This window comes from Amycolatopsis sp. (genome assembly GCF_035546795.1).
Taxonomy (GTDB): Bacteria; Actinomycetota; Actinomycetes; order Mycobacteriales; family Pseudonocardiaceae; genus Amycolatopsis_E.
In genome coordinates this window covers 28,344-52,579 of the sequence record NZ_DASZWC010000066.1, presented here as the reverse complement: position 1 = coordinate 52,579, position 24,236 = coordinate 28,344, and the positions used below count along the sequence as shown (strand labels likewise).

29 protein-coding genes are annotated in these 24,236 nt (G+C 68.2%); 16 read left to right on the top strand and 13 right to left on the bottom strand.

The features are described 5' to 3' along the window. The first annotated feature begins 128 nt into the window (after positions 1-128). Complete coding sequence (locus VHD82_RS32590) at positions 129-632, top strand: DoxX family protein (protein WP_325712655.1); 504 nt, start codon at positions 129-131, stop codon at positions 630-632. Positions 633-665: 33 nt separating this feature from the next. Here VHD82_RS32590 and VHD82_RS32585 read toward each other — a convergent pair whose 3' ends face one another. Next, complete coding sequence (locus VHD82_RS32585) at positions 666-1,937, bottom strand: acetyl-CoA C-acetyltransferase (protein WP_325712654.1); 1,272 nt, start codon at positions 1,935-1,937, stop codon at positions 666-668. Positions 1,938-2,020: 83 nt separating this feature from the next. Here VHD82_RS32585 and VHD82_RS32580 point away from each other — a divergent pair, with 83 nt between their 5' ends. Both VHD82_RS32580 and VHD82_RS32575 read left to right on the top strand, forming a co-directional pair. After that, positions 2,021-3,364, top strand: coding sequence for a 3-oxoacyl-ACP reductase (locus tag VHD82_RS32580; protein ID WP_325712651.1), 1,344 nt, complete (start codon positions 2,021-2,023; stop codon positions 3,362-3,364). Beyond that, positions 3,364-4,191, top strand: a complete 828-nt coding sequence (locus tag VHD82_RS32575; RefSeq protein ID WP_325712650.1) for a MaoC family dehydratase — start codon at positions 3,364-3,366, stop codon at positions 4,189-4,191. The genes VHD82_RS32580 and VHD82_RS32575 overlap by 1 nt, the downstream gene beginning before the upstream one ends. Here the strand turns inward: VHD82_RS32575 and VHD82_RS32570 are convergent. After that, positions 4,184-4,837 carry a TetR/AcrR family transcriptional regulator gene (locus tag VHD82_RS32570; RefSeq protein ID WP_325712646.1) on the bottom strand — a complete coding sequence of 218 codons (654 nt, stop codon included), beginning with the start codon at positions 4,835-4,837 and terminating at the stop codon, positions 4,184-4,186. The genes VHD82_RS32575 and VHD82_RS32570 overlap by 8 nt on opposite strands. Before the next feature lie 35 nt (positions 4,838-4,872). Here VHD82_RS32570 and VHD82_RS32565 point away from each other — a divergent pair, with 35 nt between their 5' ends. After that, the gene (locus VHD82_RS32565) at positions 4,873-5,442 is read left to right on the top strand and encodes an SCP2 sterol-binding domain-containing protein (protein WP_414637607.1); all 570 of its coding nucleotides are present in this window, start codon (positions 4,873-4,875) and stop codon (positions 5,440-5,442) included. Here the strand turns inward: VHD82_RS32565 and VHD82_RS32560 are convergent. Beyond that, positions 5,439-5,870, bottom strand: a complete 432-nt coding sequence (locus VHD82_RS32560; protein ID WP_325712642.1) for an FxsA family protein — start codon at positions 5,868-5,870, stop codon at positions 5,439-5,441. The two genes, VHD82_RS32565 and VHD82_RS32560, sit on opposite strands and share 4 nt — an antisense overlap. A gap of 69 nt (positions 5,871-5,939) precedes the next feature. Between VHD82_RS32560 and VHD82_RS32555 the strand changes: the two genes are divergently transcribed. Beyond that, on the top strand, positions 5,940-7,253 hold the full coding sequence (locus tag VHD82_RS32555) for a hypothetical protein (protein ID WP_325712641.1): 1,314 nt from the start codon (positions 5,940-5,942) through the stop codon (positions 7,251-7,253). Here VHD82_RS32555 and VHD82_RS32550 read toward each other — a convergent pair. Next, the gene (locus VHD82_RS32550) at positions 7,235-7,462 is read right to left on the bottom strand and encodes a hypothetical protein (protein ID WP_325712639.1); all 228 of its coding nucleotides are present in this window, start codon (positions 7,460-7,462) and stop codon (positions 7,235-7,237) included. The genes VHD82_RS32555 and VHD82_RS32550 overlap by 19 nt on opposite strands. A 385-nt stretch (positions 7,463-7,847) precedes the next feature. Between VHD82_RS32550 and VHD82_RS32545 the strand changes: the two genes are divergently transcribed. Continuing rightward, entirely contained in the window at positions 7,848-9,641 is a 1,794-nt protein-coding gene (locus VHD82_RS32545) for an NHL domain-containing thioredoxin family protein (protein ID WP_325712738.1), read from the top strand. On the opposite strand, the gene VHD82_RS32540 is transcribed toward VHD82_RS32545, so the two are convergent. Further along, positions 9,619-10,212: a TetR/AcrR family transcriptional regulator gene (locus tag VHD82_RS32540; RefSeq protein ID WP_325712637.1), complete on the bottom strand. Its 594-nt coding sequence runs from the start codon at positions 10,210-10,212 to the stop codon at positions 9,619-9,621. The two genes, VHD82_RS32545 and VHD82_RS32540, sit on opposite strands and share 23 nt — an antisense overlap. Positions 10,213-10,269: 57 nt before the next feature. Here VHD82_RS32540 and VHD82_RS32535 point away from each other — a divergent pair, with 57 nt between their 5' ends. From VHD82_RS32535 to VHD82_RS32525, 3 genes are read left to right on the top strand one after another with little or no spacing between them, the layout of a single operon-like run. Continuing rightward, a complete protein-coding gene (locus VHD82_RS32535) occupies positions 10,270-11,628 on the top strand; it encodes a carboxypeptidase regulatory-like domain-containing protein (protein WP_325712635.1) in 1,359 nt (452 codons plus the stop codon). A 49-nt stretch (positions 11,629-11,677) separates the two neighbouring features. Beyond that, complete coding sequence (locus VHD82_RS32530) at positions 11,678-11,974, top strand: co-chaperone GroES (protein ID WP_325712736.1); 297 nt, start codon at positions 11,678-11,680, stop codon at positions 11,972-11,974. A gap of 19 nt (positions 11,975-11,993) precedes the next feature. Next, the gene (locus VHD82_RS32525) at positions 11,994-13,856 is read left to right on the top strand and encodes a VanW family protein (protein ID WP_325712633.1); all 1,863 of its coding nucleotides are present in this window, start codon (positions 11,994-11,996) and stop codon (positions 13,854-13,856) included. Here the strand turns inward: VHD82_RS32525 and VHD82_RS32520 are convergent. Then, entirely contained in the window at positions 13,826-14,020 is a 195-nt protein-coding gene (locus VHD82_RS32520) for an amidohydrolase family protein (protein WP_325712631.1), read from the bottom strand. The two genes, VHD82_RS32525 and VHD82_RS32520, sit on opposite strands and share 31 nt — an antisense overlap. Positions 14,021-14,148: 128 nt before the next feature. On the opposite strand from VHD82_RS32520, the gene VHD82_RS32515 reads away from it, so the two are divergent. Then, entirely contained in the window at positions 14,149-14,598 is a 450-nt protein-coding gene (locus VHD82_RS32515; RefSeq protein ID WP_325712629.1) for a hypothetical protein, read from the top strand. A gap of 84 nt (positions 14,599-14,682) precedes the next feature. On the opposite strand, the gene VHD82_RS32510 is transcribed toward VHD82_RS32515, so the two are convergent. Both VHD82_RS32510 and VHD82_RS32505 read right to left on the bottom strand, forming a co-directional pair. Beyond that, positions 14,683-14,889: a hypothetical protein gene (locus VHD82_RS32510; RefSeq protein WP_325712627.1), complete on the bottom strand. Its 207-nt coding sequence runs from the start codon at positions 14,887-14,889 to the stop codon at positions 14,683-14,685. 14 nt (positions 14,890-14,903) lie between these two features. Then, entirely contained in the window at positions 14,904-15,620 is a 717-nt protein-coding gene (locus tag VHD82_RS32505; RefSeq protein ID WP_325712625.1) for a leucine-rich repeat domain-containing protein, read from the bottom strand. 135 nt (positions 15,621-15,755) lie between these two features. On the opposite strand from VHD82_RS32505, the gene VHD82_RS32500 reads away from it, so the two are divergent. Beyond that, positions 15,756-16,088, top strand: a complete 333-nt coding sequence (locus VHD82_RS32500; protein WP_325712623.1) for a hypothetical protein — start codon at positions 15,756-15,758, stop codon at positions 16,086-16,088. Between the two features lie 49 nt (positions 16,089-16,137). Here the strand turns inward: VHD82_RS32500 and VHD82_RS32495 are convergent, their stop codons facing one another. Next, on the bottom strand, positions 16,138-16,413 hold the full coding sequence (locus VHD82_RS32495; protein WP_325712621.1) for a GlsB/YeaQ/YmgE family stress response membrane protein: 276 nt from the start codon (positions 16,411-16,413) through the stop codon (positions 16,138-16,140). A gap of 110 nt (positions 16,414-16,523) precedes the next feature. On the opposite strand from VHD82_RS32495, the gene VHD82_RS32490 reads away from it, so the two are divergent. After that, a complete protein-coding gene (locus VHD82_RS32490; protein WP_325712619.1) occupies positions 16,524-16,838 on the top strand; it encodes a metalloregulator ArsR/SmtB family transcription factor in 315 nt (104 codons plus the stop codon). Continuing rightward, positions 16,835-17,323, top strand: a complete 489-nt coding sequence (locus VHD82_RS32485; RefSeq protein WP_325712616.1) for an SRPBCC family protein — start codon at positions 16,835-16,837, stop codon at positions 17,321-17,323. The genes VHD82_RS32490 and VHD82_RS32485 overlap by 4 nt, the downstream gene beginning before the upstream one ends. A 62-nt stretch (positions 17,324-17,385) precedes the next feature. On the opposite strand, the gene VHD82_RS32480 is transcribed toward VHD82_RS32485, so the two are convergent. The 3 genes from VHD82_RS32480 to mug all read right to left on the bottom strand — a co-directional run bounded on the left by VHD82_RS32480 (position 17,386) and on the right by mug (position 20,898). Further along, complete coding sequence (locus VHD82_RS32480) at positions 17,386-19,215, bottom strand: acyl-CoA dehydrogenase (RefSeq protein ID WP_325712615.1); 1,830 nt, start codon at positions 19,213-19,215, stop codon at positions 17,386-17,388. 135 nt (positions 19,216-19,350) lie between these two features. After that, positions 19,351-20,145 carry a response regulator transcription factor gene (locus VHD82_RS32475; RefSeq protein WP_325712613.1) on the bottom strand — a complete coding sequence of 265 codons (795 nt, stop codon included), beginning with the start codon at positions 20,143-20,145 and terminating at the stop codon, positions 19,351-19,353. Positions 20,146-20,343: 198 nt separating this feature from the next. Then, positions 20,344-20,898, bottom strand: a complete 555-nt coding sequence (mug, locus tag VHD82_RS32470; protein WP_325712612.1) for a G/U mismatch-specific DNA glycosylase — start codon at positions 20,896-20,898, stop codon at positions 20,344-20,346. A gap of 70 nt (positions 20,899-20,968) precedes the next feature. On the opposite strand from mug, the gene VHD82_RS32465 reads away from it, so the two are divergent. Continuing rightward, on the top strand, positions 20,969-21,187 hold the full coding sequence (locus VHD82_RS32465; RefSeq protein WP_325712611.1) for a class I SAM-dependent methyltransferase: 219 nt from the start codon (positions 20,969-20,971) through the stop codon (positions 21,185-21,187). Beyond that, positions 21,166-21,531, top strand: coding sequence for a hypothetical protein (locus tag VHD82_RS32460; RefSeq protein WP_325712610.1), 366 nt, complete (start codon positions 21,166-21,168; stop codon positions 21,529-21,531). The genes VHD82_RS32465 and VHD82_RS32460 overlap by 22 nt, the downstream gene beginning before the upstream one ends. A 190-nt stretch (positions 21,532-21,721) precedes the next feature. Here the strand turns inward: VHD82_RS32460 and VHD82_RS32455 are convergent, their stop codons facing one another. Next, positions 21,722-22,351, bottom strand: a complete 630-nt coding sequence (locus tag VHD82_RS32455) for a VanZ family protein (protein WP_325712609.1) — start codon at positions 22,349-22,351, stop codon at positions 21,722-21,724. 179 nt (positions 22,352-22,530) lie between these two features. On the opposite strand from VHD82_RS32455, the gene VHD82_RS32450 reads away from it, so the two are divergent. Beyond that, positions 22,531-24,219 carry a bifunctional metallophosphatase/5'-nucleotidase gene (locus VHD82_RS32450; protein ID WP_325712607.1) on the top strand — a complete coding sequence of 563 codons (1,689 nt, stop codon included), beginning with the start codon at positions 22,531-22,533 and terminating at the stop codon, positions 24,217-24,219. Positions 24,220-24,236: the final 17 nt, after the last annotated feature.

Genomic DNA, 24,236 nt, shown 5'->3' with positions numbered 1-24,236 from the left:
CCGATCGGCGTGTCGCTATCGTCGTATAGAACAATCTAGTGTTCAGACAATAGAGTGTTAGACATTTGAAGAAGGGCGATAGTGGGTAACTTGCCGGGGAGAGACTGCTACTGAGGAAGGCGGAGACCGTGATCTTGCGTCGACTGGCTCGACCCCTGCTCGCGTCGATTTTCATCTACGGCGGGATCAACGCACTGCGCCAGGCGGAGGGGCATGCCGAGGTGGCGAAGCCGTTGCTGGACAAGACGGTCGGCCAACAGCGGGACAACCTGCCCGAGGCCGTCCCGACCGATCCGGTCACCCTCGTCCGGATCGACGCGGGCGTGAAGATCGTCGCCGGCACCGCGTTCGCCTTCGGCAAGCTCCCGCGGCTGTCTGCGCTGGCGCTGATCGGCAGCCTGGTGCCGACCACCGTCGCCGGCCACCCGTTCTGGGAGGCCAAGGAAGAGGAGAAGCAGCAGCAGATCATCCACTTCCTGAAGAACGCCGGGCTCGCCGGCGGCCTGCTGATCGCGGCGGCCGACACCGAGGGCAAGCCCTCGCTCGGCTGGCGCGCCCGCCGCGCGGCGAAGAAGGCGAACAAGCAGGTCCACAAGACCGCCGACACGGCCCGCGACAAGCTCCCCGGCTGACAAGCCGGCCGCGGCGGTATCGCGTGAGCGGGGCTACTTCTCCAAGATCGCGGTGATGCCCTGCCCGCCTGCGGCGCAGATGGAGATCAGGCCGCGCCCGGAACCCTTTTCGGCCAGGAGCTTGGCCAGTGTCGCCACGATTCGCCCACCGGTGGCGGCGAACGGATGGCCCGCCGCGAGCGAGGAACCGTTCACGTTCAGCTTCGCGCGGTCGATCGGGCCGAGCGGCGCGTCCAGGCCGAGCTTCTCCTTGGCGAACGCGGGGTCCTCCCACGCCTTCAGGGTGGCCAGCACCTGGGAGGCGAAGGCCTCGTGGATCTCGTAGAAGTCGAAGTCCTGCAAGGACAATCCGGCCTTGGCGAGCATCCGCGGCACGGCATAGGCCGGCGCCATGAGCAGGCCCTCGCCGCCATGTACGTAGTCCACCGCCGCGGTCTGCGCGAACGTCAGATACGCCTGCACGGGAAGGCGGCGCTCCTTGGCCCACTCCTCCGTCGCGAGCAACACCGTGGAGGCGCCGTCGGTCAGCGGGGTGGAGTTGCCGGCCGTCATCGTGCCGCCGGACCCGCCGAACACGGGCTTGAGTTTCGCGAGCTTCTCGGCCGTGGAGTCGGCGCGCAGGTTCTGGTCGCGCGAGAGCTTCAGGAACGGGGTGAGCAGGTCGTCGAAGAACCCGCGGTCGTACGCGGCGGCCAGGCGCTGGTGGCTGGTGGCGGCCAGTTCGTCCTGCGCCTGGCGGCTGATGTCCCACTCCTTCGCGGTCAACGCCGCGTGCTCGCCCATCGAAAGCCCGGTGCGCGGCTCGGCGTTGCGCGGGATCTCCGGCACGATCTGGCCGGGCCGCAGCTTCGTGAGCAGCCGCAGCCGCTCGCCAAGCGAACGCGCCGAGTTCAGCCGGACCAGGATCCGGCGCAGGTCGTCGTTCACCGCCAGCGGCGCGTCCGAGGTGGTGTCGACGCCGCCCGCGATCGCCGAGTCGAGTTGCCCGAGCGCGATCTTGTTCGCCACGTTGACGATCGCCTGCAGCCCGGTGCCGCAGGCCATCTGCACGTCGGACGCGGGGGTTTCCGGCGCGAGCTTGCTGCCCAGCACGCACTCGCGGGCCAGGTTGAAGTCACGCGCGTGCTTGAGCACCGCGCCCGCGGCCACCTCGCCGATCCGCTCTCCCTGCAGCGAGAACCGGCTGACCAGGCCGTCGATGGCCGAGGTCAGCATGTCCTGGTTGGAGGCGCCGGCGTACGGGCCGTTCGAGCGCGCGAACGGGATCCGGTTGCCGCCGATGATCGCGACCCTGCGGACGTCCATGGATTTCCTCCGGCTCGGCTGGTGAGTCTCTGGGAACAGTGTAACCTACTCGTGAGTAGGTAAGGCGACGCAAGGAGAACGTGATGGCCGACCGCTACCAGCAGTTCACCAAAACCCCGGTCGGGAAGTTCCTGGTGCCGAAGCTGGGTCTGCCCAATCCCGTCACGCTGCGCCGCTATCGGCCGGGACAGCCTGCACTCGATGGTCCCGCACTTCTCGGTGCCGCGCCCGGCGGGCGGCTGGAGAAGACCCTGAAAGTGCAGCTCAAGGACGCGGGCATCGAGGTGCTGACCGCCGCGGCCGAGGGCCAGCGCTACGGCGCGCTCGTGTTCGACGCCACCGGGATCACCGACCCCAAGCAGCTGCGCGAGATGTACCTGTTCTTCCACCCGGTGATCCGCAAGGTCGGTACCTGCGGCCGGGTGCTCGTGCTCGGCACCCCGCCGGAACTGGCGGACGGCCGCGAGCGGATCGCGCAACGTGCGCTGGAAGGTTTCGTGCGCTCGGTCGGCAAGGAACTGAAGCGTGGCGCCACCGCGCAGCTCGTCTATGTCGCTCCGGGGGCCGAGGAAGCCGCCGAGTCCACCGTGCGGTTCGTGCTCTCGGCCAAGTCCGCCTTCGTCGACGCGCAGGTGATCCGCGTTGGTACGAAAGGGATTCCGAGCGCGCCGGTGCCGGAGAACTGGGAAAAGCCGTTGGACGGCAAGGTCGCGCTCGTCACCGGCGCCTCCCGTGGGATCGGCGCGGCGATCGCGGAGGTCTTCGCCCGCGACGGTGCGCACGTGGTCGCGCTCGACATCCCGGCCCAGGGCGCGGACCTGTCCGCGGTGGCGAACAAGATCGGCGGTTCCGCGCTGCAACTGGACATCACGGCCGCGGACGCGCCGGACAAACTGGCCGCGTACCTCAAGGAACGGCATGGCGGGGTCGACGTCGTCGTGCACAACGCCGGGATCACCCGCGACAAGACGCTGGGCAACCTCACCGAAGGCGGCTGGGACGCGGTGCTCACCGTGAACCTCGCCGCGCAGCTCGCCGTCAACGACAAACTGCTGGCGGACAAGGTGCTCAACGAGAACGGCCGGATCATCGGGGTCTCCTCGATCGCCGGGATAGCGGGCAACGTCGGCCAGACCAACTACGGCACCAGCAAGGCAGGCGTGATCGGCATGGTCGACGAGGCCGCGCCGAGGCTGGCCGAGTACGGCGGCACGATCAACGCCGTCGCGCCCGGGTTCATCGAGACGAAGATGACCGCCGCGGTGCCGCTGTTCATCCGCGAGGCCGGGCGCCGGCTGTCCAGTCTCGGCCAGGGCGGGCTGCCGGTGGACGTGGCGGAAACCATTGCCTGGTATGCGAATCCGGCGTCGGCCGCGGTCAACGGCAACGTGGTCCGGGTGTGCGGCCAGGCGCTGCTGGGGGCGTGATGACGACCAGGGAACTGCAGGCGGCGCCGCGGCTGGCCCCGCTGTATGCCAAGGCTTTGCTGCCCCGGAGCGAGGGCGATTCGCTGCCGGACACCGAATACCTGCGCACCGGGATCGAGATCGACCCGGCGCATCTCGCCGCGTACAACCAGGTCTGCGAGTTCCGGCTCGCCGACGAGCTACCTGTGACGTACCCGCACATGCTGGCATTTCCGCTGCAGATGGCGCTGATGACGCAGCAGGACTTCCCGTTTCCCCTGCTCGGCATGGTGCACGTGGCCAACCGGATCACCCAGCACCGGCCGGTGCGCCTCGGCGAGCGGACGAGCATGCGGGTGCGCGCGCAGAACCTGCGTCCGCACGAGAAGGGCAGCCAGTTCGACGTGCTCAGCGAACTGTCCACTGAGGACGGTGTGGTCTGGTCGGAGGTGAGCACCTACCTGCGGCGCGGCGGCGGCTCGGGTTCGTCCTCCGGTGCGCAGCTCGCCGCGCCGTCGCCGAACGCGATCTGGCGTGTGCCCGGCGATATCGGCCGGCGCTATGCGGAGGTTTCCGGTGACCGCAACCCGATCCACCTGCACCCGTTGACCGCGAAGCTGTTCGGTTTCCCGTCGGCGATCGCACACGGGATGTGGACCAAGGCCAGGGTGCTCGCCGCCTTCGAGGGCAGGTTGCCCGACGCCTACACCGTGGACGTGCGGTTCAAGCTGCCGGTGCTGCTGCCGGCCAAGGTCGCGTTCACCTCGTGGCGGACCGGCGACGGCTGGGCCTTCGAGCTGTGGAACGCGAAGAAACCCAAGCCACATCTGGAGGGCACGATCAGCTAGGCCGCCAGACCCGCCCCTCGACGAGGTCGTTGAAGCCGAGCCAGACCAGGTTCATCAGCCACGAGGCGAGCACGCCGTCGGACACGTCGGAATGATCCAGCCACCAGTCCGCCAGCGACTCGGCGGCACCGACCAGTGAGACGGCCAGCGCGGGCCCGGAGAACTCGGCGATCTCGCCGAGCCCCTTCTTCGTGCCCGCGGTGACCACCAGCGCGGCCACCATGTCGATCGCCTTGCTGCGCAACAGGTTGATCTCGCCCGCGAACTGCCCGCCGACGGTCAGCGCCTGGCGGTGCAGCACCGTCCACGAATCGCGGTACTCGGCGACGAAGCGGTAGAACGCGCGAAGCCCGTGCCACAGCTGCATGTCCGGCGGCAGTTCGGAGCGGACCCCGGTGCGCACGGCCTCCAGCAGCCTGTTCGCCTCGCGGCGGATGCATTTGGCGAACAGATCTTCCTTCGCGCCGAGGTAGGAGTAGATCATCGGCTTGGACACGCCGGCCACGTCGGAGATCTCGTCCATCGAGGCCGAGTGGTAACCGTGCTGTGAGAACACCTCGACCGCGGCGTCGAGGATCTGCCGTTCGCGCACAGCCCTTGGCAGCCGTCTCGACCGGGGCGGCGGGGATTTCACTTCGTCGGTCACACACAAACGCTACCGCGTCGGGGTTCGCGGCTAGAATGCGTTGCGTGTCTTCGGATGTCATCGACGCACTGGCGCGCCGGATCGACCTGGGAAAGCTGACCGCGGATCAGTTCATCAGGCTGCTGGAAACCCTGCATATGCTGGGCACCGTCGAGGCGGGCGTGGAATTGCGCGGACTGTCCACGGAAACGCTGGCGGATGTGGTGCGCCGGGCGTCGAAGGAGCAGCTCAAGGCGTTGGCGGCGCATCCGGAGCTACGCCGGGTGTTCCTGGATGAGATTTTCCGCCGGATGTCGGATCATTTCCTGCCGGAAAAAGCGAAGTACTCGTCGGTGGTGGTCACCTGGCGGTTTTCCGGCGGCGACGGGGACGGCGGATTCGACCGTTTCCAGACGGTGATCGAGGACGGTCTCTGCGCATCCGGCGCCGACCTCGGCCGCGAACCGGATACCACCATCACCGTGGCCGCGGACGATTTCTTCCGAATGGCGACCGGAAATGCCGCGGTGGCGGCCATGTTCGTGACCGGCAAGGTCCGGGTCAAGGGCGAGTACGCCCCGGCAGTGCGGTTTTCCAGCTACTTCGACCTGCCGAAGCCCGCTTAGCTGCTTTCGATCACCGGGTGGCTCTTGTCGTCGGGCACCACTTCGCTGTCCACGACGATGACGCGGCCGGGCTGGTTTGTCATCCGGCGTTCGGCGCGGCGCAGCCAGGACCGCCGCAGCACGCCGCGGGTTGGCGGCAGCAGCATCAGCAGACCGGCGATGTCGCTGAGAAAACCGGGCACCAGGATCAGCAGCCCACCGAACCCGACGAGCATCCCGTCGGTCACCTCGGCCTGCGGCGACCGGCCGGACCGGGCCGCGGCCATGAAGGAGCGGGCCGCGCGGGCTCCCTCGCGGCGCGCCAGCCAGGAACCGAGGAAGGCACCGAGGATCAGCAGACCGAGCGTGCCGAGTACACCGATGGCCGAGCTCACCGCCCAGACGGCGGCCACCTCGGCAACCACATAGAGCAGGAACAAGAGGGCCATACCCGGTGAACGAGCGGGCCGCCCGATTTGCTCCCGGGACATCGGTGAGACCGGCTACGGTCACCCGTTGTGTCGACCTGGCTGCGGTATCTCCTGATCGCCCTGCTGGCCTGTGCGGCTGTCGTGGTGCTGACCTTGCGCAGGCGCAGCTGGCGGCTCGATGTCCCCTTGTCCCGCGTCGCGACACGCAAAGAATCCGCGCTCGCGGTGACCGTGATCCGCTGGCTGCTGCTCGCGTTGTCGGTAGCGGTGGCTGCTGGTGCTGCGCTGCTGTGGGCGTTCGGCTGGCCGAAGATGCCCTCGGCGGGGGCGTTCGACACCGGGCAGATGCTGGATCTCCTGCGTATCGTGCTGACCGTCGTGGCGGGTCTCGGCGGGGTCGTGTTGCTCGCGGTGAACACCCGCAAGCAACGGGTCACGGAAGCCGAACACCAGCTCGCGGTGAAACGAGCGGACCGGGAACGCGCCCAAGGCTTCAACGAGCGCTTCGGCACCGCCGCCGAACAACTCGCGCACCAGAGCGCCGCCGTCCGGCTCGCCGGTGCCTACGCGATGGCCGGGCTGGCGGACGAATGGCAGGACCAGCGCCAGGTCTGCGTCGATGTGCTGTGCGGCTACCTGCGCGTACCCAAGGATGCGGACGAAGGCGAAGAGCAGGTGCGCGAGGCGGTCCTGCGGGTGATCCGGGCCAGACTCGCCGACCGCGGCGGCTGGAACGGGCTCGCGTTCGACTTCACCGGGATGGACTTCGACGACGCCGATTTCAGCGGCCTGCGCTTCGACGGCGACGTGAGTTTCGATGGGGTGAAGTTCACCGGGGAGCTCACTTCCTTCCGTAACACCAAGTTCCAGGGTGGGTTCAGCTGCCACGGCGCGTTGTTCGCGGCGAAGACGACCACGTTCGCCGGGGCGTCCTGCGACGCCGCGAAACTGGAGTTCGTCGGCACCGAGTTCGGCGGGGTGGAGCTGGATTTCTCCGGCAGTACTCAGCACGAGGGCTCGGTCGACTTCCACCGGTGCTTCTTCGATGCCCGGCGGCTGAACTTCTCGCAGTACGACCTCATCGGTGGTGGCCTGCGGTTTTCCCGCTGCGAGTTCGCCGACGCGGAGCTGGACTTCTCGCTGCTCAACCAGGCCCTGTTCCCCGAGGCGAGGGGGGTGGGCCAGCGGCTGACCATCGAGGACTCGCGGCTCACCGATTGCCTGCTGGACCTGCGCTGGGCTGCCGGCCAGCCGCGGCTGTGGTGGCTGACCGACTGCCGACTGGAGCGGGTGGCGTTCAAGGTGATCGAGGATGGGCAGCCGTGGCTCAACGCACGCGACGTCGAACTGATCGACACCGAACTGCCCGAGGCCTGCGTCCGTCAGCGGCCGAAGCCGTGAACGAACTCCTCGACCTCACGGTCGCTGGACAGCAGGATCTGCCGCGCCGATTTTCCGTGCTCCGCCAGCTTGCGCAGTACCCGCGCTCTGCTGTCGGTGTGCCAGCGCCAGACCCAGCGCAGGAATTCCGCGTCGAACCGTTCCGGGCAGCCCGGCGCCTGCCCATCCCGCCCCCAGCCGCGGGCGACCCGCCACAGCACGCGCCGCATCCGCACCCGGCGCGGAAGTCGAGCAGCACCACCAGGTCCGCGGCGGCGAAGCGGATGTCCATCGTGCCGCCGTAGTTGCCGTCGGCGATCCAGGCCGGGCCCGCGAGCAGTTCCCGCTGTCTGCCACGCCATTCGTCCGCAGACGTCGGTGTCCAGCCCGGCTGCCAGTAATGCTCATCCAGGTGCACCACGGGCAGCCCCAGCGCCGCCCCCAGCCGTCGTGCCAGGGTGGATTTCCCGGCTCCGCCGGAACCGACTATCGCGATCCGCACGGGTCGACCCTGCCACGCCGATGTTGTGAAATTCCACATGGTGGATGCAGGGAACAAGGTCACGCAGGGTGGTCGTTGCACCCGGAGTGACTTCTGTGCAACGCCAGGCCAGGGTGCGTGCGCCCCGGCTGTCGGGGGATGTGTGGCTCAACACCGGCGGTAAGCGGATCGAGCTGGCCGAGCTACGCGGCCGGATCGTGCTGCTGGACTTCTGGACCTCCGGCTGCATCAACTGCCTGCACGTGCTGGACGAGCTGCGCCCGCTGGAGGAGGAGTTTGCCGACGTGCTGGTCACGATCGGCGTGCACTCCCCGAAGTTCCTGCACGAGGGCGAAGCGGCCGCGATAGAGGCGGCTGTGCGCCGGTACGAGGTGCACCACCCGGTGCTCAACGACCCGGACATGGAGACGTGGTCGCAGTACGCGGTGAAGGCGTGGCCGACGTTGGTGATCGTCGACCCCGAGGGCTACGTCGTGCACGTCGCCGCTGGTGAGGGGCATGCCGAGGCGCTGCGCAGGGTGATCGCGGAGCTGGTCGAGACGCACGAGGCGAAGGGCACGCTTCGCCGTGGCGGCAGCCCATACGTGCCGGCCGAGCAGCAGGCCGGCGAGCTGAGCTTTCCGAGCAAGGCCGTGGTCACCGCGGAGGGGCGCATCCTCGTCGCGGACACCGCGCACCATTCGATCGTCGAGTTCGCTTCCGACGGTGAGACGGTCGTGCGCCGCTTCGGCAGTGGTGCGCGCGGCGCCGCCGACGGGGCGTTCGACGTGGCCAGTTTCGCCGAGCCGTCCGGGCTTGCGTTGCTACCACGGGAAATCGCGGACAAGGTGGGCTACCACCTCGTCGTCGCTGACACCGCGGGCCATCGGCTGCGCGGGATCGACCTCGTCACCGGGGAAGTGTCCACTGTGGCCGGTACCGGAAACCAGTGGCGCAACGGCGAAACCGACGGGCCCGCGCTGGAGGTCGACCTCACCAGCCCGTGGGATGTGGCCTGGTGGAACGGATCCGTCGTGATCGCGATGGCGGGCAACCACACGCTGAGCGTGTTCGAACCGGTCGGGAAAACGGTGTCCAGGTTGGCCGGCACCACGGTCGAAGGGCTTCGGGACGGCAAGGTCGGCGAAGCGTTCTTCGCGCAGACCTCCGGCTTCGCGGTGCAAGGAAAACGCCTGTGGCTCGCCGACGCCGAGACGTCCGCGCTGCGCTGGATCGAGGACGGCGAAGTGCATACGGCGGTCGGCACCGACCTGTTCTCCTTCGGCCACCGCGATGGCGAAGCCGCCGTAGCGCTTCTGCAGCACCCGCTCGGCGTGGCCGTGCTGTCCGACGGGAAGATCGCGATCGCCGACACCTACAACGGCGCGATCCGCCGGTACGACCCGGAAACCCGCAAGGTCGACACGCTCGCGGACGGGCTGGCGGAGCCGTCGGGCCTGCTCGTCACCGACGAAGCGCTGCTGGTCGTCGAATCCGCCGCGAACCGGCTGCACGCGCTGCCGCTCGCGCCGGACGGAACGCAGCACGTCACGGGTGACGCGCACGCGGTGCGCCGCCCGCCCAGCCTGCTCGCGCCCGGCGAAGTCGAGCTGTCCGTGGTGTTCACCCCGCCGCCGGGCGAGAAGCTCGACGACCGGTTCGGCCCGTCCACTCGGCTGGAGATCAGCGCCTCCCCGCCGGAGCTGCTGGCCGACGGCGGTGGCACGGACACCGACCTGACCCGCACGATCAAGCTCGCCGAGGGACACACCGAGGGCGTGCTGCAGATCGTGGCGCAGGCGGCGAGCTGTGACGGCGAGGCCGAGCACCCGGTCTGCCGCGTGACGCGTCAGGACTGGGGCGTGCCGATCAAGCTTTCGCCGGACGGCCCGAATGAGTTGCGGCTCATTCTGGCCGGGGCAGCGTGAGCCCGCGGTCGAGCACATCCATCGCCTGATGCAGCAGGGTGACCAGGTCCAGGCCTGAATCCGGCTGCCAGCACGTGATCGCCACCCGGTTCGCGACGAACGCGGCCGCCGCGGTGGTGCGTACGTAGAGGTCGGTGGCCGGCAGCCCGGTGCGTTCGGCGAGCCCGCTCACCACGGCCTCCTCGAATGCCTTGTTCGTGTGCGCCATCCGGGGCACCAGCTCGGGATATTCGCGCAGCAGCAGGGTGCGTTCGCGGAACACCGCGGTCTTGGTGACGTCCGCGAACCGTGCGGCGAACACCGCGCGCACCGCCGTCAACGGGCTCTCGTCGGCGGGCCGCTCGACGATCCGTTCCCGCAACGCCGCCGTGCTGACGTCGAGCGAAAGGACCGCTTCGTCCTTCGTTTCGAAGTAGTTGAAGAAGGTTCGTGGTGATACGCCCGCCTTGGCGCAGATCTCCTCCACGGTGACCGAGTTCGGCCCGTGCTCGCGGTACAGGGTCACGGCCGCATGCCGCAACGCCTCCCGCGTGGCTTCCTTCTTGCGCTCGCGCAGCCCCGTCGCTGTCATGTTTCTTACAGTACTGCATTTTTGCAGTAGCTGCAAAAATAGCGTAACGTAGTACGTATGGCAGATCAGGTGGAGACGGCGACGGAGAAGAAGCCCTCGACAGTGCGCACCCTCGCGGAGAGTCTCTGGTTCCCGCTGTTCTTCGCGTGCGGGTTCCTGGTCTGCTACCTGCTCGCCTTCCACTCCCCGACCCCGCACCACGTCGAAATCGCGGTGTCCGACCCGGCCGCGGCGACCCAGCTGCAGGCCGCGCTGGACAAGGCCAGCCCAGGCGGGTTCGACATCGAACCCGCCGCCAGCGCCGACGCCGCCCGTCAGGCGGTGCTCGACAGGGACAGCACCGCCGGGTACGACGCGACCACCGGAACCCTGTTCGTCGCCAAGGCCGACGGCTACATGCTCGAAACGGTGCTGAACCAGGTGTTCACGCCGATCGCCGCGCAGAGCGGGCTGACGCTGCATTCCGTGGACCTGGCGCCGACCGCGAGCGGGGACGCGATGGGCACCGGCATGTTCTACCTGGTGCTGGTCTGGAACATCCCGTCCTACATCGTCGTGATGATGATGCTGCGGGCGGTCACACTGAGCCGCCGCGCGAAGCTCTTCACCCTCGTCGGCTGGGGCGCCGTGCTGAGCGTCATCGGCTTCGCCGGCGGCGTCGCGCTGCACGTCATCCCGGCGAACCCACTGGCCATCCCGCTCGCGTTCCTGCTCAGCATCGGCATTTCGCTCACCTCGTTCGGCCTGGTGCCGTTCGCCAAACAGTTCTTCCCCGGGGTCGCGATGGGGCTGTTCGTGCTGCTGAGCATGCCCTCCAGCGGTGGGGCGATCCCGATCCAGATGGTGCCCGGCTTCTTCCGCGCGCTGCACCCGTTCATGCCCATGGGCAACCTGATGGAAGCGCTGCGCGGCATCTTCTACTTCAACGGAGTCGGCGTACTGCGGCCGATCCTCGTGCTCTGCGCCTGGGTGCTCGTCGGTGTCGCGCTGATCGCCGGCCATTCCCTGTGGCAGCGCCGCAAGGCGGGCACCGCCGAAGCCGTCGAGGAGCCGCCGGTCGAGGACCCGGCGATCGAAATGCCGAGGCCCACGGCGCTGCCCGCGCACGCGCACCACTTCGGTGAGCAGATGCCGGTGGTCAGCGGAGCGGTCCGCACCCTTGCGGGTGAGGCCGTCCGGGGGGCGGTCATCACGATCACGGACGGCAAGGGGCAGCAGCTGGTCCGCGCGGTCACCGGCGCCGATGGCGAGTACGCGGTCGCCGGACTGCCCGACCAGTTCGTCGACCTCGTGGTTTCCGCGTCCGGACTGCATTCCGCGGTCCGCCGGATGCACGTCCGCGAGGGCGTGACCCGGCGTGAGGACTTCGAGCTCGCGAGTAGGCGTCAGCCTGTGGCCACTCTTTCGGGTGCGTAGCATTACCCCCGTGGCGGAGACGAACAACGGCGCAAAACTCGAGATCCAGATGCTGCACGACCGCGTCCTGGTTCGACTGGCCCCGGAAGAGGGTGAGCGCCGCAGCAGCGGCGGCATCGTCATTCCCGCAACGGCGCAGGTGGCGCGCCGACTCGCCTGGGGCGATGTACTCGGGGTAGGCAGTAATGTGCGCAACGTGAAGGTCTCCGACCGCGTGCTGTTCAACCCCGAGGACCAGTTCGAGGTCGAGGTGCAGGGCGAGGCCTACCTGGTCATGCGTGAGCGGGACGTGCACGCCGTCGCCTCGGAAGAGAGCACGGAGCACGGGACGGGGCTGTACTTGTAGCTTCGCGAGGAGGGGCGCGGTGCGGGAGGACCACTACTGGCCGGATTGGGACTCGGACGCTTTCCGGACCGACCGTGTCATCGGACCGCAGCCCACCACCGAATTCCTCGCGGACGAACCGCTCGACGCCACCGAAGACGCACTGGTCGGCGAGCTGCTGGAGACCGGCCGCCGCCAACTGCCGCCCCCGCGCGGGAAACGGCTGGCAGCCAAGGTCCTGATGATCACCGGCGGGGTGCTGATCCTCGGCGTCATCCTGTACACGATCGATCTCATGTCCAGCGCGGGCGACGTGCCGCGCGGGGTCGTGGTGGCCGGGGTGGACGTCGGCGGGATGAGCCGCGCGGCCGCGGAGGCCAAGCTGCGGCGCGAGCTGGAGCCGCGGCTGACCGAGCCGATCCCGGTCTTGGCCGGCGATGTCGAAACCACTTTGGACCCGGTGCGCTCGGGGCTCGGCGTCGACTGGTCCTCCACCCTCGCTCAGGCCGGGCACCAGCCGCTCGACCCGGTCGACCGGGTCCGCTCGTTCTTCACCGAACGCAACGTCGACGTGGTCACCAAGACCGATCCCGACGCACTCACCCAGGCCGTCACTGCGCTCGCGACCCAGCAGCTCGACCACCCGCCGACCGAAGGCAGCATCGGCTTCACGCCGATCCCGGGCAGCGACGGAGGCGTGACGGCCTATGCGATCGAGCCGCGCGCCGGGCAGGTGATGAGCGACGTGCCCGCGGCCACGAACATCGTCAAATCCCATTGGCTGAACCGGACGGACGTCAGCCTGCCCGTCGACACCACACCGGTGAAGGCGACTTCGGCCGGGGTGCACGCGGCGCTGGACAACCTGGTCACCCCGGCCGTCGCGAAGCCGGTCAACGTCCACGGTGACGGCGCCGACGCCACGCTGAAACCGTCGATGATCTCCCGTGCGATGCAGTTCACCGCGCAGGACACGGGTGGGCTCCAAGTGGCGCTGGATCCCGGAAAACTGCGGCAGAGCCTGCAATCCCAGCTGGCGGGTACGGAGAAACCGGGCAAGGACGCGCAGTTCGTGTTCGCGGGTGACGTGCCCACCGTGCAGCCGTCCGAGGATGCTCGCAAGGTCGACTGGACGAGCACGTTCCAACCGTTGCTGGCGCTGCTCGCCCAGCCGAACCAGCGTGACCTCACGGTGCAGTACCAGACGAGCAAGCCGAATCTGAGCACCGAGGACGCCAATGCCTTGGGCGTCAAGGAAATCGTCGGCCAGTTCAGTACCGGCGGGTTGTCCGGGCCCGCGGCGCAGAACGTGCAGACCCTCGCCGCGAAGATCAACGGAGTGGTGCTGAAACCCGGCGACAAGTTCAGCCTTTCCGGCTACACCAACGGTTTCGCGGGTTTTCAGGCTGCGCCGGTGAACGAGGACGGCACCGGCCCGGTGGTGCGCGGCGGTGGTGTTTCGCAGCTCGCGACCACGTTGTACAACGCCGAGTACTTCGCCGGCCTCACCGATGCCGGGCATACCGAGCACTCGTACTACCTCGACCGCTACCCGGCGGGCCGCGACGCGATCGCCCTGCACGACGACGGTTCGCCCGCTGATCTGCAGTTCATCGACAGCCTCACCAGCGGCGTCGTGATCCAGGCGTACAGCTCGGGTTCGACGGTGACGGTGCGGATCTGGGGCACCAGGCAGTTCCGGGTGGAGAGCGGCACCGGCCCGCGCACGGACATCACCCCGCCGCCGGTCCAGCCTGCTCCGCCGGGCTGCGTCCCTTCGTCCGGGCAGTGGGGATTCAGCACCACCGACACCCGGGTGCTCTACGACCTGGCCTCCGGCGCGGAAGTCCGCCGCGACAGCCGCACGGCCCACTACGCGGCGAAGCCCGTCGTCTTCTGCTGAGACCCGTTCTGCCAGACAGCGCGGATCCGGTCGGGCAGGTCGGTCACGTCGAGCCCGGTTCCTTGGAGGAGCACGAGATCGGCGCGCAACCCGGGTTCGATCCGGCCGCGATCGTGCTCCAGCCGCAGCAGCCGGGCGGCTTCGCTGGTCGCCGCCTTGAGCACGCCCGCGTCCCCGAGTCCGGCAGCGGCAGCGGCAGCTCGGCGAGCAGCTCGAGGTGCGGCCGAACGGCAAGGTCGGACCCCGCCGCGATCGGAATGCCCGCCGCGATGGCGAGCGCGAGGGACCGCCGATGCTGCTGCTCGCTTCCAGACCAGTGGATCGGCCCAAGGGTGGGCACGTACCAGCATCCGTTGGTACGCATCGCGGACACGGCCTCGTCGTCCAGAAAGATCCGTGCTCGATGCTGCGCACATCGGCATTGGCCGCGGCGGTGACCGCCTCGGCGGTGTGCGCGTGCGCCATCACGTCCCGGCCGCGGCGGCGCGCTTCATCCACCAGCGCGGCCAGTTCTTCTTCGGTGGGGCCGATCGCGGTGTCTTCATTGATCGATCGCATCGACCCGGAGGCACCCACCTTGATCCAGTTCGGCGCCGGCCCGCACCACGCGCCGCACGGCCGCCCTGGCCGCGTCGGCACCGTCGAACACCGCTCGGGCAACGACGGATCACCCACCCGGTCGGCCGTGCCGCGGTCCAGGCATCGCCAAGGCCCCCGCTCGGCGACAGCTGCCGCAGGCTGATCAGCAGATCCGGCCCGGTGATCCACCCTTCGCGCAATGCGTGTCGCAGCCCAGCGTCGGCACCCCAGGCGTCACGAACCGTCGTCACACCGCGAGCGAGGAGGCGGCGAAGGACCGGCACCGCGTCGAGAACCTCGCGCTGCGCGGAAGTGGCTCCGGGCGGGGAAAAGCCACGTGCACATGGCAGTCGATCAGACCGGGGATCAGCACTCCGCCGCCGCGGTCCACGCGCTCGTCACCGTCCAGATCCGAGCCCACCGCCGTGGCCCGGCCGTCCGCCAAGACCGGCATCTTCACGGCACTCCCTAAACCAGTACGTAACAGTCGTTTTCTTCAAGCGTGCCAAGCCATTCCGGCAACCGCAGGCGCTTGTTCCAGCGCAGGTCCAGTTTCTGCAGCTTGGGCAACGTGCGCAGCGCTTCGGGTAGCTCGGTGAGCTGGTTCTCCCGCAGATCCAGCATCCGCAGTTCCCGCAGCCCGGCGATCGTCTCCGGCAGCTCGCTCAGCCGGTTGCCACGCAAATGCAGCTCCCGCAACGAATCCAGCTCACCGATCGACTCCGGAAGCGCCGTGAGACGGTTGTGATACAGGCGCAGTTCGCGAAGCGACTTCAGCCCGCCGAGCCGCTCCGGCAATCGCGTCAACTGGTTGTCCGTCGCCCCGAGATAGCGCAGATTCTTCAGTCTGCACAACGAATCCGGCAGTTCGGTGAGCCGGTTGCCGCTGACGTAGAGATACTCCGAGAGCGCCGGTAGCTCGCCGATTTCCTCCGGTAACGCCGAAAGCTCGTTGTGCCCGAGATCGAGAGTGTGCACTTTGGACAGTCGCCGGATCGACGGCGAGATGTGCCGCAGCCGGTTGTCGGCGAGGTTCAACACTCGCAAACCGTGCAATTCCCATAGTTCTTCGGGTAGTTCGGTCAGTTCATTGTGATACAGATTCAGGTGTTCGAGCCCGTGGTCGGCCAGCACGCCGGCCGGGATCTCGGTGAGTCCGCGCTGGTCAAGGTCTGTTGTCCGCATGATCCGCCCAACCTAGCGACAGACGGGGCACAGTCCGATCGGATACTGTCGGTTGCGGTCCGTAACTCTATGCTGTGGAGGTTGGGAAAGTTGAGAAAGCGGTTGGCTGCAGGCGTTCTCGCGGCGGGGCTTGCGATGTCCGGGACGATGCTGACGATGCCCGCGGTGGCGGGTGCGGCGGAGGCCACCCCGGCGCTGGTGCACGCGACACCGGAGAACGAGTGCAAGCTCAACGTCCGGGCCGGTTCCGACGTTGGCTCGCGGTTACTGGGCACGCTGACCTGTGACAACTACTCGACCTGCAAGCAGTCCGGCGACGTGCCCTGTGGCCCGTACGTCACCGGCGGCGTCTACAGCTGCGTGGGCGCGGACAAGAAGCAGCTCACCGACAACCGGTGGGCGGAGGTCGCCTGGAGCTCCACCCAGAAGTCCTACATCGCGGTGGGTTGCGCCGCCTTCCGCGTCTGAACGGCGAAGTGGGGACGGTGCGAGCGCACCGTCCCCACTTGCGTTTTGGTCAGCGGGTGATGTTTCGCCTGCCGTACAAGCCACTGGCGATCGAGACGCCGATGGCCGCGAGGATCACCTGTGTGATCAGTTCGAGCCAGTCGAAACCCTTCGTGTCGGCGTAGCCGAGTCCGCGCGCGATGGCCGTGCCGACGAAGGCCGCGATGATTCCGACGACGATCGTCAGCCAGATCGGGATGCCCTGCTTACCGGGAGCCACAAGGCGACCCAGCAGGCCAATGATCAAACCAACGATGATCGCCGTGATGATTCCGGTGATGGTCATCGAAACTCCTTATGTCGCTGGCCAAGTAGGGATACCGCGCCGGGCCGCGGCCAAACCGCCTCCTTGTATATCTGTTGACACATATATACGCCACTTGTGATACTTCGCGGATGGACGTGTTCGAGGCCGTGGCCGAACCGCACCGCCGCGCCCTGCTCGATCTGCTCGCCGAACGTGAACGACCGGCCGGAGAGCTGGTGGAGAGCCTCTCGGAGCTCACCCAGCCCGCCGTCTCCCGGCACCTGCGCATCCTGCGGGAGGTCGGCCTGGTCGAGGTGCGCCCGGACGGGCAGCGGCGGATCTACGCCCTGCGCGCGGACGGTCTGCGCGAGATCGACGGCTGGATCGCCCGGTACCGCCGCTACTGGCCGCGCCATCTCGACGCACTCACCGAACACCTTGACCGCAAAGGAAAAGACTCATGACCGAACTCGGCAGCCTGAGCTTCGACGGCGAGCAGGCGACCATGACCTTCCGGCGCAGGCTCGCGCATCCCATCGAAACCGTGTGGGCCGCGATCACCGATCCCGCCGAACGCGCGCACTGGTTCGGCGAGACCACCATCGACGGCGGCGTGATCGACATGGACCCGACGGATCCGCCGGCCGCGCCCGAGGCGAAGCGGATGACCGGCAAGATCCTCGTCTGGCAGCCTCCGCACGTGTTCGAGCACGAGTGGAACCAGCGCATCGTCGAGAACAGCGTCGTCCGCTACGAACTCACCGAGGACGGCGACGGCACCCTGCTCACCTTCACCCACCGCGGCCTGTCCGAGCGCAACGCGAAGGGGTTCATCCCCGGCACGCACGCCTTCTTCGACCGGATGGCCGCCCATCTCGACGGCGCGCCGCTGCCAGCGTGGCAGGAGCGCTACGCGCAGGTGGCCCCGGAATACCCCGCCTGGTCCTGAAAACGGCCGTGCGGGGCGCCGTCGAACGACGCCCCGCACGGGCCAACCCAAGGAAAAATGACTCAGAAAGCGGACTCGGGGACCTCCATCAGGTCGTTGTCCGCAGCCTCGACGATCGCACGGCGCGCGGCCAGTTCGGGCAGCACGGTCTTGGCGAAGAACGACGCCACCGCGATCTTGCCCTGGTAGAACGCCTGGTCCTTGGCCGAAGCACCGTCCAGCTTGGTCAGCGCGACCTCCGCGTGCCGCAGCAGGTGCCAGCCGACGAGCAGGTCGCCGACCGAGATCAGCAGGCGCACGGTGTGCTGGCCGACCTTGTACAGGTTCGCCGCGTCCTCCTGCGAAGCGGTCAGGTAGCCGATCATCGAGCCGAGCATGCCCTGCGTGTCTTCCAGTGCCTGCTTGAGCAGCTGACGCTCGTTCTTCAGCCGGCCGTTGCCCGCCTCGGACTCGATGAACTTCGTGATCTCGCCCGCCACGAACGCCAGCGCCTGACCCTTGTCACGGACGATCTTGCGGAAGAAGAAGTCCTGCGACTGGATGGCCGTGGTGCCCTCGTACAGCGAGTCGATCTTCGAGTCGCGGATGTACTGCTCGATCGGGTAGTCCTGCAAGAAGCCGGAGCCACCCAGGGTCTGCAGCGACTGCACGAGCTGCTCGGTGGCGCGCTCGGAGCCGACGCCCTTGACGATCGGCAGCAGCAGGTCGTTGACGCGCTCGGCCAGCTTCAGCGAAGCCTCGTCTCCGTCCTGGGTCCAGATCTGGTCCTGGAACGACGCCGTGTACAGGTACACCGCGCGCAGACCCTCGGCGTAGGCCTTCTGCAGCATCAGCGAACGGCGCACGTCCGGGTGGTGGGTGATGGTGACCCGCGGCGCGGTCTTGTCCAGCATCTGGGTCAGGTCCGCGCCCTGCACGCGCTCCTTGGCGTACTCCAGCGCGTTCAGGTATCCGGTGGACAGGGTCGCGATGGCCTTGGTGCCCACCATCATCCGGGCGTACTCGATGACCTGGAACATCTGCGCGATGCCGTCGTGCACCTCGCCGAGCAGCCAACCCTTGGCCGGGATGCCGTGCTGGCCGAAGGTCAGCTCACACGTGGTGGAGACCTTGAGGCCCATCTTGTGCTCGACGTTGGTGACGAAGGCGCCGTTGCGCTCGCCCAGCTCGCCCGTCTCCGAGTCGAAGTGGAACTTCGGGACCAGGAACAGCGAAAGGCCCTTGGTGCCGGGCTTCGCGCCCTCGGGGCGGGCCAGCACCAGGTGCATGATGTTCTCGGTCATGTCCTGGTCGGCGGAGGTGATGAACCGCTTCACGCCGTCGATGTGCCAGGTGCCGTCCTCCTGCTTGACGGCCTTCGTACGGCCCGCGCCGACGTCGGAACCGGCGTCCGGCTCGGTGAGCACCATGGTGGCGCCCCAGCCGCGCTCGATCATGATCCGCGCCCAGCGCTTCTGCTCCTCGGTGCCGTTGCGGTCGAGGATCATCGCGAAGTTCGGGCCCGCGAGGTACATGAACAGCGCCGGGTTCGCGCCGAGGATCAGCTCGGACGCGGCCCACTGCACGGTGGGTGGCAGGCCGAGGCCGCCGAGGTCGTTGGTCAGCCCGAGCCGCCACCACTCGCCGTCCCAGAGCTGCTGGTAGCTCTTCTTGAAGGACTCGGGCAGCGTCGCGGAGAACGTCTTCGGGTCGTAGACCGGTGGGTTGCGGTCGGCGTCGGCGAACGACTCCGCGAGCGGGCCGACGGCCAGGTTGTTCAGCTCGGACAGCGCACCGCGCGCGGTCTCCTCGTCGGAGTCCGCGAGTACGCCCTTGCCGAGGCGGTTCTGCACGCCGAGCACCTCGAAGAGGTTGAACTCCAGGTCTCGGACATTGCTCTTGTAGTGGCCCATGTCGTCGCTCCGTTGGGTATCGGGTCTTCCGGCTGGGCGCATGCTGGTCCCCTACTGGCCGGTAACATCAGGATATTACCTGTCGGTAACCACGGCAAGGGAAACCATCCGGATGTGACCCAAGAATCGCCCTGTTCAGCGTGACCGGTACTCCGCCATACCCCCGGCCGCTGGAGTCGCGCCCGGTGTCGGGCTGTTGGTCTCGGGCCCGTCTTCGGGCTGCGCGATGAGGATGCCGTTGCGGAAGGCGATGGTCACCGCGTGCGTGCGGTCGCGGGCGGAAAGTTTGCGCAGAATGCTCTTCACGTGCGTGCGCACGGTTTCCACGGAGAGGTAGAGCAGTTTCGCGATCGCCGCGTTCTCCAGGCCCTCCGCGACGAGTTGCAGCACCTGGTACTCACGCCGGGACAGCGGCATCCGCGGGCGGCGCGCCGCGACGAGGGATTCGCCGGGCCGCAGGCCCTGACGTTGCGGACCGGCCAGCGGCGCCAGCGCCGGGTCCAGGTAACGGCGGTCGAGATGGGTGCGGCGGATGGCCTCGATCAGCCGGCGTGCCTCCGCCGACCTCGGCAGCGCGCCGTGCGCGCCCGCGAGCAGGATGCCCTGCAGGAACGCCGGGGTGCGGTGCGCGTCGCGCACCAGCATGATCACCAGCACCGCCGGATCGCCGGTGACCAGCAGTTTCGCCAGATGTCCGTGCGGGTCGAGCCCGGAGTCCACCAGGATCACGTCCGGGTGCACCTGCTCGGCCAGTTGCAGTGCCGCATGCGGATTGCCCGCGTGCCCGGCCCAGTGCAGACCGGTGGTCCTGGTGACGATCGCCGAGAGTCCTTCGCGGCAGAACGGCAGTGGATCGACGACGGCGATTCCCAGGCTGCGGATCGGGGGCGAGCCCTGTGGTGCCCGAATGGGCTCGTTACTGCGCGTCATCACGACTCCGTCTCGGCATGGTCAATACCTGGCAGCGCACCGCGTCCCTGCCGGACTGCCCCCTCGGCCGTCCGACCCGACGCTGCCGGTTCGCCACCCGATCCCCCCTGCTGGGACCGGCCAGGTATGACACCTCGTCCATTGTGGGAGTAGGCCGAACGGCGGGTGTGACGCGGGTTCACCCAGCCGGGTGTAGGACTACTCTGAGTAGAAATTTTGCCGGAGTTTGGCGAACTCCGCGGCGAGTGTGGTGGGTGTCCAATGGGCGTTGAGCCCACTTGGATTGGGTAACACCCATACCGCCGTTTCGCCAATTGAAACCGGCTGCCGACCGATGGTCGCTTTGGGTGACCGGAAGGCGATCCGGTAAGCCGTGATGCCGACGATCGCCAGGCAGCGCGGACGGAACTCCCGCACCTTCGCGACGAGTTCCTCGCCGCCTGCCCGGAGTTCTTCGGCGGTGAGTTCATCCGCCCGGGCGGTCGCCCTCGCGGCGATGTTCGTGATGCCGACGCCGTAGTCCAGGAGGGCGGCCTGCTCGCTCGGGTGCAGCTGCCGCGGCGTGAAGCCGCTGTTGTGCAGCGCGGGCCAGAACCTGTTGCCGGGACGCGCGAAGTGGTGCCCGGTCGCCGCGGAGTAGAGGCCGGGGTTGATCCCGCAGAACAGCACTCGCAGCCCGGGCGCGAGCACGTCCGGGATCCGGGCGCCCTGCGCCGCCGCGAGCTGAGCCTTCGTAGGCCGGAACGTGGTCATCAGCAACGGGATCGTACTGCGCCGATGGTTGCGATCGGCCTGCTTTCGGTCGGATTGCGAGGCCGAACTTGTGCACGCCGAGATCGCGCCCGGGGCCGAGGTACTGGACCTCGGCTATGGCAGCGGCCGGATCGCGCACCGCCTGATCGAGCTGGGCCATCCGGTCACCGCGGTGGACGATTCGCCGGAGATGCTGGCGTACGTCCGCGGTGCCGAAAGATCTGCTCCCGCATCGAGGATTTACGGCTGGACCGGCGCTTCGGCTGCGTGCTGCTGGCCAGCCATCTGATCAACGAGCCGGACAGCCTCCCGCTGCTCGCCGCTGTGCGCCGGCACCTCTCAGCCGGCGGCCGCGCCATCGTCGAGTGCTACTCGGCCGGCTGGTTCGACACAGTGGCCGATGGATCGGGCGGCACGCTCGGCGAAGTGGAGATCAGCCTGTCCGAGGTAGCCCGCGACAGAGACCTGCTCAGCGCCGTCATCGGCCGTTCGCGCGGCCGCGAGTGGGTGCGGGCGTTCACCGCGCGGCGGCTCGACCAGGCAGGACTTGTCGATCTCCTCGCGAAGGCGGGACTGCGCTTCCGTGGCTGGTGCGCCTCAACCGACACCTGGTTCAGTGCGGATCTTCCCTGAAGGTGGCAAAACGCACACCGGGGGCGTACTGTGTGTGATCTGCCACACAAGGACGACGCCAAGGGAGGCGCGCGTGGAGTTCGCGATCGTCCTCGGCCTGGTATTGCTGATTCTGATCGCGGCCACCGCGACGGTCGTCTGGGAGGACCGGCGGACAGCCCGGCGCCAGGCCGTGCAGAGAGCCGCCCGGCTATCGCGTCTTGGCGAGGTCGATCCGCTCGCGCCCAGCCGGCTCCGCACGGACCGCTGAAGCCCGCAGCACCAGGAACAACGCCCCGGCGGTCCAGCCCAGTGCGGCGCCCGTGGTGTTGGTGATCAGGTCGTCCACGTCGAAGATCCGGTACTGGAACGGCGCCGTCCCCCAGTTCGCGGTCAGCTGCGTCAGCTCGATGGTCAGCGTGCAGGCGAAACCGAGCAGCGTGGTGCCGACGAAACCGCGCTTCCACAGCAGCCGCGCGAACAGCCCCAGCGGTACGAAAAGCAGCACGTTCAACGCCATCTGCTCGAAGGCCGTGGTCGTCAACGCGCCCAGCAGGCCCGGACCGGTCATGTCCGTGCGCACGTCGGTGATCCACTGGAACGGCACCAGCTGGATGGTCTGCGCCAGGTGCCGCGTGCGCGGGCCGGGCAGCGGCAGGAACACCATCGCCAGCGCCAGACACGCGTAGCCGAGCACGGCCGCCGTCGCGAAGATCCGCCGTGGGACGAGCCTGCCGAACCGCGCCCACTGCATGACCAGCTGCGGCAGTAGCACCACTCCCCAAATCGCGAGGAAGGCGAGTAGTCCGGTCTGCAGTGCGGTGACCTGCGCGGTTGTCATGACTTCGACGTTATGGCCGGGCCCCCGGCCGGCGAATCGGTCGAAGAGCCGGAGCGGGCCGGGCCGCATCGGCCGAGTGGCCGATCATGTGACGTTTACCCAGCTTCCACCTTTCGGCGCTGGTGGCGGCCCGGTGCCGGGGGCAAGATCCGGGCGGAATGCGCCTTATCGGAGGAAAAATGACGTTCTCAAGACGTGCTCTCGCGGTCGCCGCAGCCGTGCTCGCCGCCGTCGCGGCCGGTACCACCCCGGCGTCGGCGCAGCGGAGCGATCCGACCACCGACGTCCGGCTGATCACCTTCAACGACCTGCACGGCAACCTCGAACCACCGGCAGGCTCCTCCGGGCGCGTCACGCTCGCGGACGGCAGCACCGTGAACGCCGGCGGCGCCGCATACCTCGCGACCCACGTGAAGCAGCTGGAATCGCAGGTGCGCAACTCGATCGTCCTTTCCGCGGGCGACAACGTGGGCGCCTCGCCGCTCACGTCCGCGCTGTTCCACGACGAGCCGACCATTGACTTCCTCGACGAACTCGGCGTGCAGGCCTCCGTCGTCGGCAACCACGAGTTCGACGAGGGGTACCAGGAACTGCAGCGGATGCAGTTCGGCGGCTGCCACCCGACCGACGGCTGCCAGTTCGAAAAGTCCTTCAAGGGAGCCAAGTTCCCGTTCCTGGGCAGCAACGTCTACTTCGACAACGGCCTGCCCGCGCTGCTTCCGTTCACGGTCAAGGTCTCCGGTGGGGTGCCGATCGGGATCATCGGCGCGACGCTCGAGGACCTGCCCACCGTCGTCACCCCGAGTGCGATCGAGGGGCTGAAGTTCGGCGACGAGGTCGAGGCGATCAACCGGACCTCCGGCTGGCTGGACAAGCTCGGCATCAAGTCACAGGTCGTGCTGCTGCACCAGGGCGACAACACCGAGGGCGGCGGGCCGGACGACTGCAAGGTCGCGCCGGGGCCTGCCACTGAGATCGCCAAGAACGTCTCGGCGAGCGTGGACCTCATCTTCAGCGGGCACAGCCACCAGCAGTACAACTGCACGATCGACGATCCCGCGGGCAATCCGCGCACGCTGATCCAGGGCGCGTCGTTCGGCAGGCTGCTCTCCGTCGCCGACCTGAAGATCAACACCAGGACCCGGGACGTGGTGCGCTCGGCCTCGACCGCGCACAACGAGATCGTCACCCGCGACGTCACGCCCGATCCGGCCGTGGCGAAGCTCGTGGACCAGGCGGTGACCGAATCGGCGCCCATCGCGAACAAGCAGGTCGGCACCATCACCGCGGACCTCAAGGCAGCCGGGGCGCCCTCCGGCGAATCCGCCTTGGGCGACGTGATCACCGACGCGCAGCTGGAGGCCACCACCGGCAGCGGGGCGCAGATCGCGATCACCAACCCTGGCGGCATCCGGGCCGACCTCAACTACGCCTCTTCGCCCGCCGGTGAGGGCGACGGGGTGGTGACCTACGGTGAGGCGTTCACCGTGCAGCCGTTCTCCAACATCATGCAGACGATCACCCTGACCGGGGCGAACCTGAAGAACGTGTTGGAACAGCAGTGGAGTGCGAGCGGCACGAAGATCCTGCAGATCTCGGCCACGCTGCACTACTCGTACTCGGCGTCCGCGCCGATCGGCTCGAAGGTCGGGGACCTCACGGTCAACGGCACCGCCGTCGATCCGGCCGCGACCTACCGGGTGTCGGTGAACAACTTCCTCGCCGCGGGCGGGGACGGGTTCACCGAGTTCACCAAAGGCACCGACCTGACCGGCGGCCCGGTGGACCTCGACGCGTTCACCGCGTACCTCGGTGCGCACCCGGGTGTCGCGCCGCCGCCGGCGGACCGCATCAACGTCACCCCGTAGTTCCCTTTTCTGCCAAG